Below are 17114 nucleotides of genomic sequence, written 5' to 3' on the forward strand. Positions count from 1 at the left end.
AGGGCCGGCAAAAAGGGTATCGAAGCGCCGGAGCCCGCTGGCCGAGCCATTTAGGCCTGTGTAGCACCTACGTTTCAACTGGACACATTGGAAAATACAGCCGTGTCCGCACCTATGACGCTCATCGAGCCAACAGCCGACCGGCAGAGTACCGCACTTGCACCGGACCTCCGCTCCCTCCCGGACCGGGCCGCCCGCGCCTGGACCGAGCGCATGGCCGTTCGCCCACGAGCGGACAGCACGTATGCCGTGACGACGGAAAGCGACAGCACATACCTCGTCGACATCGCACAGCACGCCTGTTCCTGCCCGGACAACCGAATCCGCGGCGAGCACTGCAAACACCTCCGGCGCGTTGCCATCGAAATCACTGCACGGCGGGTCGCACCGCCCGGCAAGCAACGGGCGGTCTGTGACGCCTGTGGCACCGTTACCTTCGTCGCCGCGGACGCGGGAACGCCACACCTCTGTGGCAACTGCCGACTGGAAACCGGCGATATCGTGCGGGACCACGAGACGGACGACAGCCTCGTCGTTACGGCCGTCACCGACACGCCAGCCGACGACTGGACCATCGAGGCGACCGACGGGACAGTCGCCGACTACGACACCAACGACGGCTACCCGCCTGACGACCTCGTTGTGCTAGCGACGTATCTCTCCGACGCCGTCAGCGCGACTGAGCCACGAGAATACGCCTTTCCCCTGTCGCGGCTCCGCCGCGTCGAGGACGCCGAACTCGTCGGCAGTAAGACCCAGTAATCGAACGCCTGCGAACCGCTACTCCAGCATTGTCGCGGCTTCCTCTTTGTCGAGATCGCCGCGCTTGAAGGCCGACAGCACGTCCAGCACGCTCTGGTCGGGGCCGTCGTCGCCCACCTCGTCAAGCGTGACCTTCTCGGAGTTACCCACGAACTCGTCGAAGTCGGTCCCGTCGGAGAGGGCCTTCTCCTTCTTGACACGGTAGTTGCCGCCGTCGGTCGTGTGGAGGTCTGCCGGGTGGAAGAAGTACCAGTCCTCGCGGTCGAACCGGACGCCGATACGCGGCTTCGCGCCGAAGTTCCGGGCGAAAAACAGTAGCGCCTCGACCTCCTCGCCGGTGAGATAGATGGGGTCGCCGGCGCTGGATTTCGCCTCGATAGCGTAGAACGTCTCGCCGTCGCCCGAGAGCACGTCCGGCAGTTCCCGCTCGGTCGCGCTGCCGCTGGCTGGCGCGCGCATTACCGCAAAGCCCGCCTCGTCGAGTGCGTTGACCAGTTCGCGCTCGCGGCGGTCGCCCTTCGCGTTCGAGTTTGCCATTATCAGGTCGTGGAGCGTCGGGGGTAAAACCGTTCAGATACAGCCAGACCGTTCATTCCGTTCAAACGGGCGTCCATCGGTTTGACCTATCGCGGGGCATATACGCGCCAGTATCATCCCACGTCATGGAATGAGTCCGTACGTACCAGCGGAGACAGTAATGACAGTGGCGCGGAACGAGGGGCGACGCCGATGAGGCGGCGACGGTTCATCGCGACAGGCGCGGGCGTCGGAGTCGGTCTCTTCGCCGGCTGTTCCGGGTCGAGCGATTCCGGCGGGTCCGACGGAACCAGCGGTGACGGAACCAGCGACGGGGGCCCCACTGACGAGGACGCGATGACGAACGACGGTGGAACCGTCGGGACGTTCCGGTTGCTAATCAGCGACCAGCCGGCGGCTATCGGTGACTTCGATTCGCTCGACGTATCCTTCTCCAGAGCCCGCATCTTCCACGCGAAGGGCGACGAGGAGACGGACGAAGGCGACGACGCGACCGAGACCGAATCCACAGAAACGGCCACAGCAGAAGCAACCGGGACAGAGACGGCCGAAGCGACTGAGACAGCGGATGATGACGACACAGAGGATGAAACCGAAGCCGAAGGCGAGGACGAGGAAGCCGACGGAGGCGACAGCGGCTTCGAGGTTCGTGACCTCGACGGCGCAACCGTCGACCTTACCGAAGTCGTCGGGGACAAAGCCATCGGTGTCCTCGACGGCGAACTCGAAGCGGGCCGCTACAGCAAGATCGAACTGTACGCTGAATCCGTCGACGGGGTCGTCGACGGCGAGTCGGTCGACGTGAAGATTCCCAGCGAGAAGCTCCAGCTCACCAAGCCCTTCGAGGTCGTCGCCGGTGAATCGGTCGACTTCGTCTTCGACATCAACGTCGTCAAGAAGGGCAACGGCGGCTACAACCTCCTGCCGGTCATCTCGGAGAGCGGGGTCGCTGGCAAGGACGTTGATGTGGCGGAGGTTGGCAACGACGGTGCGGAAGACGGGGCTGACGATGCGGAAGGGGACAGCGACGATACCGACGATGACGAGGAGACCGAAGCCGAGACGACGGAGATTGACGAGACCGACCGCGACTCGGTGACGGAGTCGGACCAGCGCGGCAACGAAACGACGGCTGCCGAGTAGCGCTCAGTCTTCGATTCGCGACTCCAGTTCCTGTATGACCTCGTCGGTTGTGCCGCCGTCGCCGCGAACCGCCTGCGTGTAGCGCCTGTATTCCTTGGGGGACACCTCCACAGTCTTAGTTTCGCCTTTGTGCGAAATTTCCAGCTTCACGGTTCCGTGCGGGTCGTTGCGACGCCGGAAGCTTGCCATCGCCGTGAAGACGAACCAGAACGCCACGCACGTCCCGATAAAGTACGCCATCGTCGTCTCAAAGGCCAGTGTCTGCTCGCCGACCGTCCAGTTGTATGGATAGGCGGCCTGAAACAGTCCGATTCCGACCAGACAGAGGACCGCGCCGACGGCGACACCACTCTGTTCACGACGGCTTGAGGGAAGCACAGCGACGACACTCAGAAACATCGCGGGGATGCCAAGGCCACCCAGTGTCCCGCCGAGTTTCTCGGCGGCGTGGGGTTCAGTTGCGCCGACGACTGCCGACAGCGGGGTCGTCACCAGCAGTATCGCCACAACCACTGCCAGCGCGCCGACACCCCCCAGGGTCGCACCGGCAACGACGCGGCGAGGGTCGCGCCCCTCCCACCGCCGGTTGCTGTACGCGTCCCCGAGGTTCTCCATACCGGCCCGTTGGCACCCGGCCCACAAAACGGTACGTCAGACGCGCGTGCGACGCTGTGCGGCGGCCAGCGCGTCGTCGCCAGCAGCTGTCAACGTACCGAGATGGTCGCTGTCGACGCGTTCGAGCGAGGCGTCCGGAAGCTGCTGTGCGAGGGCGGTCCCCGTCGCCGGGGCAACGTTGGCGTCGTTTTGCCCCTGAAACACAGTAACCGGCACTGAAATGTCTTCGAGGGCAAACGGCCATGGCTGTGAGAGGAGTCGCTGCTCGCGGATGATCCCGCTTGGACCGCGTGCCATCGACGTGAGCATGTCCGCACGGACGACCCGGGCCACCTCGTCGGCTGTCAGGGCATCCGTTTCAGGCGTCTCCTCGGCAACGAACCCGACAGCGTAGGACGGATCCCGGCGGAGGGCGAACCATCGCTGCAGCCGGAAGAGTCGCCCGAGCGCCCACGGAGCGTGCCGGGACAGTGCCCCCACGAACTGCTGGACGCGCCCCGTCGCGCCGACTGACGGCGGGCCGCTGCTTCCCAGGAGTGCAACGCGCTGTATCTCGGGCAGTCGGTGACAGGTCAGCGCGAACGGGCCGCCGCCGGAAAAACCGATGGCTCCGGCCGTGTCGACATCGAGATGGGACAGGAGGTTCGCGGCGTCGTCCGGCCAGTCCTCGAACGTAACAGCTGCGTCTTCGGAGTTCCCGATGCCCGGCCGGTCCGGAGCGATGAGGTTGATGCCGCGTTCGCGAGCCGGCGCGGCGAGCAGCCGTGCGGCGACGTGTGATCCGGGGGTACCGTGACAAAAAAGGACCGGATAGCCGTCGGCGTCGCCGTAGGTGGCGTAGGCCAGCCGCCGACCGTCAGGGAGCGAGAGCGACTCGGTCTCGGAATCGTTCGGCAGCCAGTCGGTGGCCGGAATCGGCGGCGCGGACCCCATCCGTCGTTATTCGCTCTGGATGCGCGGCGCGAGCATATACGTGACCCGGCCCTGGCCTTCAGCGAAGCTGAAGTGCATCTTGACGGGGAACTCCTCACCGAGTTCCATCTCGACCTCGGCGTCTTTCGGGATGGCCTTGTTCATGTTCTTCAGGTAATCCAGCGAGAACAGGGAGTGGGCGTCCCCGGGCGTGAGGTCGATGAGGTCGTCGCGGGTGAGTTCGAGGTGGACATCGTCGGTGTCGCCCTCGGCGTCGACGTAGAACAGTTCATCGGTCGCGTCGACGCCCAGCGCGATGTGGTCGCTGACCATGTCCGCGGCGGTGACCGACCGGTCGATATCCTTCCCCTCGATGACGATATTCGCCGAGAGGTCGAGGTCCGGGAGGTCGGGCTCCTGCCGGATGGAGTCGGGGTCGATGAGCGCGAGCGTGTATTCGAGGCCGTCGATAGAGATGTGGAGTTTCCGCGTCTCCTCGTCCAGATCGAGGTGGACGAGCTGGCCGGCGTCGGCCATCCCGGCGATGTCTTCGAGGCGGGAGAGGTTGACGCCGATGAGTCCACCATCAGTCTCGTAGGACTCGAAGGCCGCCGCGTCGAGTCGCAGGTCGACCATTCCAACGTTTGCCGGGTCGACTGCCCGGATTTCCAGCCCGTCTTCTTCGAGGTGGATCTTGCACTCGTCCACCAGCACGCTCACAGAGTCGAGAGTCGCCTGGAGCGTGTCTGCGCTCACGATGGCGTTGAACATCTTGAACCGGACTATGCCCCCATCCATTAAAAAGTCCCTCATTGAAACCGCGTGCGCGCGAGCGACCGCGGACGAGAACGACAGTCGGCAGCGGCCCGTACTGTGCGTAATCAAGCCCAACCGGGAACAGACAGTGTGGCGCGCTCCGTCGTTGAACGGGTCAGGCTTCCGGTTCGAACACGTCGGGGTTTGCCGCCCCTTCGCGGTTGATGATGGCCATCGTGCCCTTGCGGGCGACCCGGGAGAGCGCGTGGTCGACCAGTTTGATGGGTCCAGGCACCTCGGCGTGGAGCGTGGCGATGGCACAGGACCCCGGCTTGACCGGCGTGGTCTGGACGTACCTGTTCGGCGGCCCGGCGATAGAGCCCTGCTGCCAGACCTCGTCCCAGACGGACCCGATGGGGTGGAAACTGGAGTCGAGGTTCGGGCCGCCGGTCACGAAGTACACCCGGGCTGTCTCACCCACCTGCATGCTCGGCGAACCGTGTCGGTCCGGCGTGATGGCGTACTTTTCGCCGTTCATCAGGACGTACGTCGGCTCTTCGGCCGCCATCGCCTCCATGTCGAAGTCGTGGTGCCCCTTCTCGCCGGTGTCGCCGGTAGTGTACAGTTCGTGTTGGCCGAAGTAGAACTCGTGGTCCACTTCGGGGAGCCCCTCTTTCGGCTCGACGAGTATCATCCCGAACATCCCCGAGGAGATGTGCATATCGAGGTTCGGGACGGCACAGTGGTAGATGAACGCGCCGGGGTAGGTAGCCTTGAACCGGAACGTCTTGGTCTGGCCCGGCGTGACCATCGACGCCTCAGCACCGCCACCGGGGCCGCGGACGGCGTGGAGGTCGATGTTGTGGGGCATCGAGTTCCCCTCCTCGTTCGTGATGGTGAGTTCGACGGTGTCGCCCCGGCGAACCCGAATCATCGGGCCGGGGATCTGGTCGCCGAACGTCATGTACGTGTAGGTGACGCCCGGCTCGATCTCTGCGACCTGCTCTTTGGTGGTCATCTCGACCGACACGGTCTTTGGCTCCGACCGGTCGATGGGGTCCGGGATCGCGGTCGGGTCCGCGGCAATACGGTCGACGTCGGTCTGTTGTGCGGCGTTCATAGCTGGCTCCTGTGGAGTCGTCTCCGCTTCGGTCGCTTGCTCTTTTGCGCCTGGCGCGCTGGCACAGCCCGCGAGTGCGGCCGTGCCGACGCCCAGGGCTTCTAACACCCGCCTCCGCGTCGCCGTCGGAATGGTTGACATGGGGAGGTCACTTCCTACAGATTGGACTCAGTGCGTGACCTGTATATATGGGGCCGGCAGATCTCAGCCGCTGAGACGCGTTCTTACGCGGTAAGAACGACAGTGAACGTGTTCGGGTCGGTGGTAAAGCATGGCGTCTAGAACCGGTAGCATATCTTAATTTCTAGATATGACAACCGACTGGCGACTGTCGTGCAGTAGCTCGGCCGGAAACTTCGAGTCGGCATCCATTTGAGCGCTGACCGTCTCCGTGATACTATGAATACGAGTTCGCCATATTTCGGCAGTCGAGACGCTCCCGGTGTGTGGTAACCATGTCGGGCAAAGACGACTACTACAACAGAGCGAAGCAGGAAGGGTACCGCGCGCGGTCGGCGTACAAACTGCAGCAGTTAGACGACACGGCCGGCCTCCTCGGCGAGGGGCGGACCGTCGTTGACCTCGGTGCTGCACCCGGCGGCTGGATGCAGGTCGCGGCCGAGCGCATCGGCGAACGCGGGACGCTTGTCGGCGTCGACCGCCAGACAATCGACGACTTGGAGGACCCCGAACCGACCGTCGAGTACGTCCGCGGCGACATGACCGAGGACAGCACGAAAGACGAGATCCGCGAGATCGTCGGGGAAAGCGACGGTAGCGGTGGCCCGGTCGACGTTGTCATCTCAGACATGGCTCCGAACATGACCGGGCAGTACGACCTCGACCACGCCCGGTCGGTCCATCTGGTCCGGCAGGCCTTCGAGGTCGCGACGGACCTGCTCGACGCCGGCGGGGACTTCTGTGCGAAGGTGTTCGACGGACAGGACCTCGATGACCTCATCGCCGACATCGAACCGGAGTTCGAGTACGTCCGCGAGGTCCGTCCCGACGCCTCGCGGGACTCCTCCTCGGAGCTGTATCTGGTGGCGAAACACCGCCTGACTGGGCCGGTCCGCGAGGGTGACATCGTCGAAGCCACTATCGAGGATATCGGTGAGGAGGGCGACGGTATCGCCAAGGTCGAGAACTTCACTGTGTTCGTCAGCGGCGTCGAGGACGGCGAAACGGTCGAGGTCCGAATCGATGACGTGAAACCACGGTACGCGTTCGCCGAACCGGTCGAATAAGCCGCTTCCAGTCGTTTTTAATCGGCGCTCGCCGGGGTCGTAACGACGTTGTTTCGCCGAGCAAAGCCGACGACAGCGTAGACGAACGGCGTGTCGAGAACGGCGATAGCGACTTTTAGCAGGTACTGGCCGACGATGAGTGCCAGCGCCTCGCTCGGCGGGACGCCCTGAAACAGGACGAAGCCGACGCCGATGAAGATGACCGTATCGATAAGCTGGCTGGTGGCTGTCGAGCCGATGTTCCGGAGCCAGAGCTTCTTGCCGTCTGTTTGGTCTCTGAGCCAGTGGAAGACGAACACATCCCAGTTTTGGCTTATGAGGTAGGCCGACAGGCTGGCGACGACGATGGCCGTGCTGGCCCCGAGGACGTTCCGGAAGGCTGCGAGGTCGACCGGCTGTGCCGCCTGCGGGAGGCCGGGCGCGAAGATGGTGCTCCAGACCAGCGCCAGCAGGACGAAGTTCATCGCGAAGCCGACGTTGACGACGACAGTCGCGGCCCGGCGGCCGTACAGCTCGGCGTAGCAGTCGGACGCGAAGAACGTCAGCGCGTACGCCAGCGCGGCCCCGGGCAGGACGAGCGTCGACCCCGCAAGCGGGAGCGAGAACGGCAGCGAGAACGCGAGTAGCTTCGAGGCCGTCACCTGTGAGGTGACCAGCGCTGTCACGAACAGCGCGACGAGACCGACGCGCACCGCCTCCGACCGCTCACTGGTCATCGTCGAGTCGTCCCTGGCGTTTATCGATGTCGTCGAGCATGTCAAGGGTCTTTCGTACCGAGGCGCGGATAGCCTCGCTCCGGTTGACGAACTTCCCGTCTTCGCCGACGTGCTTGTCGATGTCGTCCAGCAGTTCGGCCGGGACTTCGACGCTTATCTTGGGCATATCTGAGGAATATACCGGGCATAAGCTTAGCCACTGTGGTTTATTGACCGGACGTATCGACTCGCAGGCGATCTCCAGACACCACGAGGGCTACTGCACTCACGACAGGCCGGATGGCGGAAAAGCCCAGATTTCGGCCAGTAGAGGAGCGTCTCGCGGGGCTGCTATCGGGATTTCAGGTCGTTACGAGTAGCACTGCGCGTTCCACGACTGCGACCGCGGCGCGATAATCGTCGAGGTTCACGACTCGGCGCTGCACACAGCTATCAGTCAGCCGGTTCGCTTCGGCGGTTCGTCGTCCGCCGGCCGCCAAGCGTGTACACCCAGAGGATGCCGAGCCCAAGCATGTACGCCAGCGCTGTTGGAATGCCGACGATAAACATCGTGAAGATGCCGCTGGGCGAGAGAATTGCCGAGAGGGCGACGATAGCGATGACGACCTCCCGCCAGCGCTCGTACATCAGGCGGAACGGGATGATGCCGCCCTTGTGGAAGAGGAACATCGTCACCGGAATCTCAGCCAGCAGGCCGATGCCGATGGTGAGGAAGAACACGAGCCAACCGAAGTTGCTCACCCGGTAGGCGATGACCATGTTCGAGTTCAGCTGGTCGTAGGCGATCCAGGAGATTGTCGTCGGGGCCACGTAGAGGAACCCGAGCAGGCTTCCGCCGATGAGTGCGGCGAACAGCGTCCCGCCCCAGATGCCGAGGATATTGCGGTTCCCGATGACGAGGCCGCGCTCACGCATCGCCGGCCACGCGAAGTACAGCACCACGGGGATGACCGAGACAGCGCCGAGTATCGTCGAGAACTTGACGATAAACACGAGGTGCTCGACGGGGTGGAGCGTGACGATGCTCACGTCAGCGGCCATCTCCGGCGGGAGCCGGCTGACGAACGTCCGCTGTATCGACCCGATGCCGCCCTGATAGAGGAACAGGAACGCGGCGGCGAGCACCGCCCCGAAGATGCCCAGAATCACGAACGCCCGGGAAGCCAGCGCACTGAGGATGAACTGGATGTCGTAGTAGTAGCCGCCGATCTCGTCTTCAGTGGTCTCGTCCTCGGTGAAGGCGTCGACCATGCCAGCGGTCGTCGAGGTGAACACGCCTGCGTCTTCCTCGTCCGCTTCGGCGGTCCCGTCGGCACCGTCGCCCTCGCCCTCCGGCTCTGGGTCGTCCTGGTGGGCCATGTCCCAGCGGTCGAGGACGGCCTGAGCTTTCTCCTTGTTGTCGTCCGCAAGAGCGCTGTCGGCGTGAGCAAGCGCCTCGTCCTCGGTCATCTCCTCGAACACTTCGGGGGGCGCGACCTCGACGGCCGAGGCATTGAGTTCCTCGATGTCGATGGCCGTCGGGTCGCCGACCCGACCGGGACCGGCTTTCTCTGAGAGGGCGGTCAGGACGTGGTAGTACAGAACAGCAACAGCACCGATGACGCCGAATACGGCGGCGAGAAGTACTGCTGTCCTCTCGACCGGCAGCCCGAACAGCGCCGGCGGCTGAATGTCGCCGGTGAGACGGTCGGACGGGAATACTTCGGCGAACTGCTGGATGTACTGGAATGCTGGCGTCGCCAAGACGTAGTACACCACACCGCCGCCCAGCACTGCACCGCCGAGAATCGTGTTCCAGTGCCCGCGGGCGACGTTCCACGTACTGACGAGGTCACCGGAGCGACGGACCAGCATCGCGAGCTTCGCCAGCGCGAGGCTGATACCGTAGAGGCCACACAGCGGCGCGGCCCACATAATCTGGGTGAAGGGGTCCGGCGGCGAGAACAGCGCGCCGAAGGCGAAAATCCCCATCACTGCGTAGCGCCACTTGTCCCGGAACGTCTCGTAGGGGACGATTTCGGTGTAGGAAAGCACCGTCATCACGAGCGGCAACTGGGCGGCGAGCCCGAAGGAGACGGCCAGCAGGAAGACGAACTGGAACCACTTGACGATGGAGTACTGCGGCGTGAAGCCTGCTTTGAAGGCATCTCCGGCGAGGAAGTTGAACATCAGCGGGAAGAACAGCTCGTAGGCGTAGGCGACACCGCCGAAAAACAGGCCCAGACTTATTGTGACAAACAGCGAACCCTTCCATGTCGGGATGTGCTCGGCCGGCCACCAGCCGCGCTGGCGAAGCCCGTCGCGGCCGAAGTAGATCAGCAGCGGCAACGACATGAGAATCCCGATGACGGCTCCGATTTTCACCTGCAGGAGGATCACGTCGAACGGCGTGACCGCGACGATGCTCGTGGCCTCCTGTGTGGTGAGGTCCATCTGCGAGTACAGGAGATCGGCACGCAGCGTGTCCCAGACGCCGTACTGCAGTCCCATGATCGTGCCGATCATCCCGATGACGAAGACGATGAACACCTTCTGGAGGTGCACCTGCGCCGAGCGAAGCATCGCGCCGAGCGTCGCGCGCCCGCTCTGGACCGTCTGGACGGTGTCCTCGTCGATAGCACTCGCCATCTTCTCTGTGCCTAGCCCAGTGGGCGTTATCAATTTATTCATCCCGGTGACGGCCACTGCTCGAAAAGAAAGTTTACAACACCCACCGTCTAAGCCCGGGACAGATGGAGGACGGTGACGCAGACGACGAGCGGCGCAGGCCCGATGAGCCGCCACTACCGTCCGATGACGAATCCGACGATTCGTCAATCCCCACCGACCCCGTGGCCGAGGCCGATGCCGATCGGGAGACGGACGACGTGACGGGTCCCGGTCCAGCGCCGGCCGGCGGTGACGAGGACGCTGTTGGCTCTCACGCTGCTCCAATCGAATCCGAATCCAGTGCGGGACTGTTCGACCGGGATGCGTCCGATATCTCCGCTGCTGTCCCGGCGGACGTTCCGACCGACTGGGGCAAGTCGACGCCGTCACCGGCTGGTGCCGGTGGTGCCGCGCCGACGACAGGCGGCGGGAACGCGCCCACCTACGACCCGGACGCCGACATCGTCGACGAGGGTGCCCCTGACGACGAGGAGATGCCGCTGGCCGACCACGTCGAGGAGATGGCGATGCGGCTGTTCGTCGTTGTCGGCGTGATGGCCGTCGTCGCCGTTATCGCCCTGCCGTACTCCGACGAACTCATCAACTTCCTGTGGTACTCCTTCCTCGATGGCCCGGCAAGCCAATGCGGTCAGGTCGCGACGAATGCCGATGGCAGTGTCGTCGAAGGGGCGGACTGTCCGAACGTGTACAACCCGCTCGCGCTGATTCTGGCGCGGCTGAAAGTGTCCTCGCTAGTCGGCTTTATCGTCGCCTTGCCGGTGTTCGTCTACCAGACGTACCTGTTCATGCGACCGGGGCTGTACCCCCGCGAGCGACGCTACTATCTGGCCGCGGTTCCGACAAGCCTCGTTCTCGCAGCTGTCGGCGTCGGCTTCGCGTACTTCGCCGTGTTGCGGGCGATGTTCGATTACTTCATTACCTACTCTGACCGCGCGGCCGACCTGGCCTTCGGCCTGAGCGAGACGTTCAACCTCATCATCCTGATGCTGGGGCTGTTCGCGCTCATCTTCCAGATTCCGCTGTTCGTGATGCTTGCAGTGATGATGGGCGTGACGACCCGCCAGTGGCTGCAGGACCGGCGGCTGTACTTCTGGGGTGGCTTCGCCGCTGTGGCGTTCCTGTTCAGCCCGGACCCGACCGGGATGGCCCCGCTGATGGTCGCCGTGACGATGATCGGCCTGTTCGAGGGCACCCTGCTGCTCCTTCGCTGGACCGGCAGCACGTCGCCGGTCCCGACGGCGGACGACCTCGCCGCTCGCCGCCCGGTCGCGTGGCTGACCGCCGGTATCGCCGGCTACGTCCTCAGCCCCGCGCCGGTCCCGACGGGCTACTACGAGCAACTGCCAGCCACAGTTACTGAGACGCTTGCAGCCGTCGGCCTCGGGAACGCCACGCCGATGCTTGTCGGCGGCGGGATGATCGTCCTGTTCGAGGCGCTGGCGTACGCGAACAAGAACTACTACGGCTCGGTCAAACTCTGGCGCGGGTTCCGGGCCGCCCGCCTGCCGGTGTGGGCCGTCGCCATCGTCGTCGGCTACCTCGGCAGCCCCGACCCGACGCTGTTCCGCCTCATCAACCAGTTCAGCCTCCCGAGAAACGCCGCAATCGCCGTCGCTGCCGGCCTCGTCCTCCTCTATGAGGGGACCATCGCCGTCGCGCGCTGGCGAAGCCGGGAGGAATAAAATGGGGACCCTCCTCGTCGCCCGGCACGGCGAGACGACGTGGAACCGCGACGGTCGTATTCAGGGGTGGGCCCCGAGTCGGCTGACCGACCAGGGACAGAAGCAGGCCACGGCGCTCGGAACGTGGCTCGATGAGCGCTACGGCGTCGACCGCGTCTTCGCGTCGGACCTCCGACGCACCCGCGAGACGGCCGCCGCAGCCAACGACGGCTACGGTGGCCTGCCCGACCCTGAGTTCGAGACTGACTGGCGTGAGCGCGGCTTCGGAACCATGCAGGGCCTGTACGCGGAGGAACTGCTCGATGAGTTTCCCGGCCACGACCGGGACGCGAGCGTCATCTCACTCGATGCGGCCCCGGAAGGCGGCGAGGGCATCCCGACCTTCCGCGGACGGGTCGAGTCGGCCTGGGACCGGGCAATCGCGACCACCGACGCCGGTGAAACGACGCTGGTGGTCACCCACGGCGGCGTCATCAAGGTCTTGCTGGCGAAACTCACCGATGTGGACCCAGACGCGGCGCTGGCCAAAAGCTCACAGCCGAACTGCGCGGCCAATGAAATTCGATTGGATGCGGGCAGTCCCGAACTGGTCAGCGAAGAGATGACCGGCTGGCGGACGTTGCTGGACTGAGAGCGGCTTGCTCAGTCGACGGACGGATAGTCCGCGTCGAAAACGTTGCTGACCACGTCTTCTTCGGCTGATTCTTCTGTTTCCGGACTTACGCTGCCGGTTTCGTACCCGTGGAGGTCAAGCGTCACGTGGTCGAAGCCGCAGTCCTCGATGTGATCACGGGCGGTGCGAACGAAGTCAGGGTCGAGCGCGGTTTCGAGTTCTTCTTCGCCGACCTCGATGCGGGCGAGGCCGTCGTGGTCGCGCACGCGAAACTGCTCGAAGCCCCACGTCCGCAGGAGTCGCTCGGCCTTCTCGACGCGGGAGAGGCGCTCCTCGGTCACTTCGAGACCGGTCGGAATCCGCGAGGAGAGACACGCCATCGAGGGCTTGTCGGCGACCGAGAGGTCGTACTCGCGGGCGATTTCCCGGACCTCGGATTTCTCGATGTCGTGTTCCAGCAGCGGGGAGTAGGCGTCCAGTTCCTCGACGGCGCGCAGGCCAGGGCGGTGGCCCTCGCCCGTGTCGGAGGCGTTCGTCCCGTCACACACGATGTCGATGCCGAGTTCGCGGGCGCGGTCGTACATCGCCCCCAGCCGCATCGACCGGCAGTGGTAACACCGCATGTCGTCGTTCTGCATGAACTCCTCGCTGTCGAGCTCGGAGAACTCCACGATTTCGTGACGGATGCCGATCTCCTCGGCGACGCGAGTCGCGTCCGTCAGCTCGGCAGCGGGGAGGGTTTCAGATTTGGCGGTACAGGCGATGGCGTCGTCGCCGAGGGCGTCGTAAGCCAGTGCGGCGACGACACTCGAATCGACCCCACCGGAGAAGGCGATAAGCACGCCGTCTCGCGACTTGAGGTCTTCGCGGGCGGCCGCTAGCTTCTCCGAAACAGCAGACATAGAATTTCTTTCTCGGTGGAGCGCAAAAACGCCTTCGCGTTCGGTGTTCGGCTGGCCGGGCCGAGCGGTGTCGACCGCCCACTCCGCCGCCGGAGCCGCTGGCAACGGGTTTTTTCTCGCTGGCGTCGAATGGGCGGGCAGATGGAGCTCGAATCGGTTCCGGGCGTCGGGGCGAAGACAGCCGCGGCGCTCCGGGAACTAGACGATCCGGAGGCGGCACTCCGGGACGGCGACGTGGCGTCGCTCGCACGCGCACCGGGAATCAGCGAGGGCCGGGCCGCCCGCATCGCTCGCGGTGCGATCCGGGCCGAACACGACGACCCCGGTGGGTTCACCGCGACGAAACGCGCCCGAGAGATCCACGAGGATGCACTGGCCCTGTTGACCGAGCGGACAGTGACCGACTACGCCGCGAAGCGACTGGAGACGATCTATCCCAGCGGCGTCCGCAGCCGTATCGAGGAAGTCCGCTCGTTCGCCGAGTCGGCGATGACCCGCAAGCCTGACCCGGCAGTTCTCGACGCCCTCTCGGCCGTTGAGCCGCTGGCTGAACCCGGCGACGTGCGGGTCCGGGACCGCTGTCTGGCGACCCGCGACGCCGAGCGCTACGCCGACGCGCAGGCCGCGATTCCGGAGGTCAGTGTCGAGGTCGTCGACGACGCCCGCCAGCTGGCCGAACTCGCCCGCTCGTACTCGACGGTCGTCGCGCTGGACGAGGCCTTCGCCGGCGTCGATATCGAGGGCGACGTACGGGTGGAGCCAAACGCGCTCGAAGAGCCCGAATCGGTCGTCCCAGAACGCGTGCTCACCTTCTTCGCCCGCAACCGCGACCGGATACGGGCCGCCGCCGAGGTCCACCGCGTCGCCGACCTCGACGCGCCGTGTGACCTTGAGACGCTCCTGTCGGCGCTTGCCCAGCTTGATGCGGACGGCAGCGTCAGCGGCGACGAGGAACTCGACCGGCTCGCCACTGCTGTCGACGACCTCGACGCGGCGGTGTCGACAGCCGAGAGCGTCGCCAACGACCACCTCCGCGAGGCCATCGAGGAGCAGGACGTGACCATCGAGGGGACGGACCTGCTGTCGCTGGTCGAGCGCGGCGCGGGTGTCGACTCGCTGCTCCAGCGGGAACTGGCCGACGAGTACGCCGCCGCCGTCGGGAAGGCCCGCGACCACCTCGTCGACGCGCTGGCGCTCCGGGACATGGAGGCGACGGCGCGCCGGGCGTTCCCCGACGAGCCCGCCTATCCCGTCGAACACAGCGAGGATGTCGTTGCCCGTCTCCGCGAGGAACTGACCGCCGCACGCGACCAGCGCGCGACCCGCCGGAAGCGGGAACTCGCCGACGACCTCGCCGAGATGCGCGACGACGCCGCGGCGCTGGTCGACGCCGCGCTGGAACTCGACGTAGAGCTGGCGATTGCCCGCTTTGCCGACGATTTCGATTGCACGATGCCAGCGCTGACCGAGTCTGAGGGCGTCGCCATCGAGGGCGGGCGCTCCCCGCTGCTGGATGTCCCCTTCGAAGCCGTCGAGCCCGTCGATTACGCTGTCGAGGGTGTGACGGTCCTCTCGGGGGTCAACAGCGGCGGCAAGACATCGACGCTGGACCTCGTGGCGCTGGTAACGACCCTAGCCCACATGGGCCTGCCCGTTCCGGCGGAGTCGGCCCGCGTCGGCCGGGTCTCCGAACTCCACTACCACGCCAAGACCCAGGGGACGCTGGATGCCGGCGCGTTTGAGGCCACGTTGCGGGAGTTCGGCGACCTCGTCGCGGATGTCGACTACCGTTCGGGGCCAGCGGGGGCCGAGACGGATGGAGACAGCGGGGTGACTTCGGACGACCCAGCGGCCGGGACCGACGACCGCCCGGTGATGGTGCTTGTCGACGAACTCGAATCGATCACTGAGCCCGGTGCCAGCGCGAAGATTATGGCAGGCATCCTCGAAGCGCTGGGCGAACGGCAGGCCACGGCCATCTTCGTCTCACACCTCGCACGCGACATCCGCGCGGCCGCTGAAACCGATATTAGCATCGACGGCATCGAGGCGAAGGGGCTGGAAGACGGCGAACTACGGGTTGAGCGCTCCCCGGTCAAAGGGAAGCTCGCCCGCTCGACGCCGGAACTCATCGTCGAGAAGCTCGCCGACGACGGTGCCGACGATGCCGATGGGTTCTACAGTGATCTACTCGGGAAGTTCGAGTAGCGACTGCCCGAGACGCACTGACCTGTCACTGTGGGTGAAGCTGTGGCAAATGGTTAAGTGGGCCGCGAAGCTCGGTGAAAGTGATGAGTGACGACCCCGAGGACCGGATGCTCGGCTGGGACGAGTCCGTCTTTCGGGACGAACACGTCTTCGAAATCGACTGGCTCCCGGAAACGTTCAAACACCGGGATACCCAGATGGAGACGCTGAAGTACGCGCTCCGGCCGGCCGTCCGCGGGTCGCGCCCGCTCAACGTCATCGCCCGCGGACCGCCCGGGACGGGGAAGACGACGGCCGTCCAGATCCTGTTCGACGAACTCACCGCCCAGACGGATGTCAAAACTGTCCGGGTGAACTGCCAGATGGACTCGACGCGCTATGCCGTCTTTTCCCGCCTGTTCGCCGAGATATTCGACTACGAGCCGCCGTCCTCGGGTATTTCGTTCAAGAAGCTGTTCTCCCAGATAACCGACAAACTGGTCGAGGAAGACGAGGTACTCGTCGTCGCGCTGGACGACGTGAACTACCTGTTCTACGAGAGCGAGGCCAGCGACACACTGTACTCACTGCTGCGTGCCCACGAGGCTCACTCGGGCGCGAAAATCGGCGTCATCTGTGTCTCCTCGGACCTCGAACTGGATACCATCGACGCCCTCGATACACGCGTCCAGTCCGTATTTCGCCCGGAGGAGGTGTATTTCAACCCGTACGGACAGGCCGAAATCGCAGATATCCTGGGCGAGCGTGCCGACCGGGGGTTCAACGAGGGTGTCGTCGGCCCCACGGTGCTTGACCGCGTCGCCGAACTGACCGAAGAACAGGGCGGGGACCTCCGGGTCGGTATCGACCTCCTGCGCCGGGCCGGGATGAACGCCGAAATGCGCGCCTCCCGTTCCGTCGAAACCGAGGACGTCGAGGCAGCCTACGACAAGTCAAAATACGTTCACCTCTCCCGCCGGCTGCGGGAGCTGTCGGACTCGGAGACCGCGCTCGTGGAGGTCATCGCCGCTCACGACGGCCAGCAGGCCGGCGATATCTACGACGCCTTCTCAGAGCAGACGGACCTGGGCTACACCCGGTACTCCGAAATTATCAACAAACTCGACCAGCTGGACATCATCGACGCCGACTACACTAACGTCGAGGGACGAGGCCGCTCGCGGGAGTTGACGCTCAACTACGACGCCGACGCGGTGCTGGAACGGCTGTAAGACACTGTATTGGTTTGTTT

16 protein-coding genes are annotated in these 17114 nt (G+C 64.9%); 7 read left to right on the forward strand and 9 right to left on the reverse strand.

Annotation, left to right across the window (positions count from 1 at the left end; translation table 11 throughout):
- Positions 1-114: 114 nt before the first annotated feature.
- A complete protein-coding gene (locus RR_RS16670; RefSeq protein ID WP_011224465.1) occupies positions 115-762 on the forward strand; it encodes an SWIM zinc finger family protein in 648 nt (215 codons plus the stop codon).
- An 18-nt stretch (positions 763-780) separates the two neighbouring features.
- Here the strand turns inward: RR_RS16670 and hjc are convergent, their stop codons facing one another.
- Complete coding sequence (gene hjc, locus RR_RS16675) at positions 781-1299, reverse strand: Holliday junction resolvase Hjc (RefSeq protein ID WP_011224466.1); 519 nt, start codon at positions 1297-1299, stop codon at positions 781-783.
- 192 nt (positions 1300-1491) lie between these two features.
- Between hjc and RR_RS16680 the strand changes: the two genes are divergently transcribed.
- Positions 1492-2442 (forward strand): DUF4382 domain-containing protein, encoded by a 951-nt coding sequence (locus RR_RS16680; RefSeq protein WP_011224467.1) that lies wholly within the window; start codon positions 1492-1494, stop codon positions 2440-2442.
- A 3-nt stretch (positions 2443-2445) separates the two neighbouring features.
- On the opposite strand, the gene RR_RS16685 is transcribed toward RR_RS16680, so the two are convergent.
- The 4 genes from RR_RS16685 to nirK form a co-directional block, all read right to left on the reverse strand.
- Positions 2446-3057: a DUF7139 domain-containing protein gene (locus RR_RS16685; RefSeq protein ID WP_011224468.1), complete on the reverse strand. Its 612-nt coding sequence runs from the start codon at positions 3055-3057 to the stop codon at positions 2446-2448.
- A 36-nt stretch (positions 3058-3093) separates the two neighbouring features.
- Entirely contained in the window at positions 3094-3990 is an 897-nt protein-coding gene (locus tag RR_RS16690) for an alpha/beta fold hydrolase (protein WP_011224469.1), read from the reverse strand.
- A 6-nt stretch (positions 3991-3996) separates the two neighbouring features.
- Positions 3997-4740 carry a DNA polymerase sliding clamp gene (locus RR_RS16695; protein WP_007187874.1) on the reverse strand — a complete coding sequence of 248 codons (744 nt, stop codon included), beginning with the start codon at positions 4738-4740 and terminating at the stop codon, positions 3997-3999.
- Between the two features lie 160 nt (positions 4741-4900).
- Positions 4901-5986, reverse strand: a complete 1086-nt coding sequence (gene nirK / locus RR_RS16700; protein WP_011224471.1) for a copper-containing nitrite reductase — start codon at positions 5984-5986, stop codon at positions 4901-4903.
- A 314-nt stretch (positions 5987-6300) separates the two neighbouring features.
- On the opposite strand from nirK, the gene RR_RS16705 reads away from it, so the two are divergent.
- Complete coding sequence (locus RR_RS16705) at positions 6301-7092, forward strand: 23S rRNA (uridine(2552)-2'-O)-methyltransferase (RefSeq protein ID WP_011224472.1); 792 nt, start codon at positions 6301-6303, stop codon at positions 7090-7092.
- Between the two features lie 17 nt (positions 7093-7109).
- On the opposite strand, the gene RR_RS16710 is transcribed toward RR_RS16705, so the two are convergent.
- The 3 genes from RR_RS16710 to RR_RS16720 all read right to left on the reverse strand — a co-directional run bounded on the left by RR_RS16710 (position 7110) and on the right by RR_RS16720 (position 10436).
- Positions 7110-7808 (reverse strand): queuosine precursor transporter, encoded by a 699-nt coding sequence (locus RR_RS16710; protein WP_011224473.1) that lies wholly within the window; start codon positions 7806-7808, stop codon positions 7110-7112.
- Complete coding sequence (locus tag RR_RS16715) at positions 7798-7974, reverse strand: ribbon-helix-helix domain-containing protein (RefSeq protein ID WP_004960391.1); 177 nt, start codon at positions 7972-7974, stop codon at positions 7798-7800. The genes RR_RS16710 and RR_RS16715 overlap by 11 nt, the downstream gene beginning before the upstream one ends.
- 266 nt (positions 7975-8240) lie before the next feature.
- Positions 8241-10436: a twin-arginine translocase subunit TatC gene (locus RR_RS16720; protein ID WP_049939063.1), complete on the reverse strand. Its 2196-nt coding sequence runs from the start codon at positions 10434-10436 to the stop codon at positions 8241-8243.
- Positions 10437-10540: 104 nt separating this feature from the next.
- Between RR_RS16720 and RR_RS16725 the strand changes: the two genes are divergently transcribed.
- Positions 10541-12160 (forward strand): twin-arginine translocase subunit TatC, encoded by a 1620-nt coding sequence (locus RR_RS16725; RefSeq protein ID WP_011224475.1) that lies wholly within the window; start codon positions 10541-10543, stop codon positions 12158-12160.
- A gap of 1 nt (position 12161) precedes the next feature.
- Entirely contained in the window at positions 12162-12791 is a 630-nt protein-coding gene (locus tag RR_RS16730) for a histidine phosphatase family protein (RefSeq protein WP_049939064.1), read from the forward strand.
- Between the two features lie 11 nt (positions 12792-12802).
- On the opposite strand, the gene larE is transcribed toward RR_RS16730, so the two are convergent.
- Complete coding sequence (larE, locus tag RR_RS16735) at positions 12803-13675, reverse strand: ATP-dependent sacrificial sulfur transferase LarE (RefSeq protein ID WP_007187881.1); 873 nt, start codon at positions 13673-13675, stop codon at positions 12803-12805.
- 141 nt (positions 13676-13816) lie between these two features.
- Between larE and RR_RS16740 the strand changes: the two genes are divergently transcribed.
- Entirely contained in the window at positions 13817-15883 is a 2067-nt protein-coding gene (locus RR_RS16740; protein WP_004960373.1) for a helix-hairpin-helix domain-containing protein, read from the forward strand.
- Positions 15884-15966: 83 nt separating this feature from the next.
- Positions 15967-17094, forward strand: a complete 1128-nt coding sequence (locus RR_RS16745) for an ORC1-type DNA replication protein (RefSeq protein WP_007187883.1) — start codon at positions 15967-15969, stop codon at positions 17092-17094.
- The last annotated feature ends 20 nt before the right edge of the window (positions 17095-17114 follow it).

Origin of the sequence: Haloarcula marismortui ATCC 43049, from assembly GCF_000011085.1 — an archaeon.
Taxonomy (GTDB): domain Archaea; phylum Halobacteriota; class Halobacteria; order Halobacteriales; family Haloarculaceae; genus Haloarcula; species Haloarcula marismortui.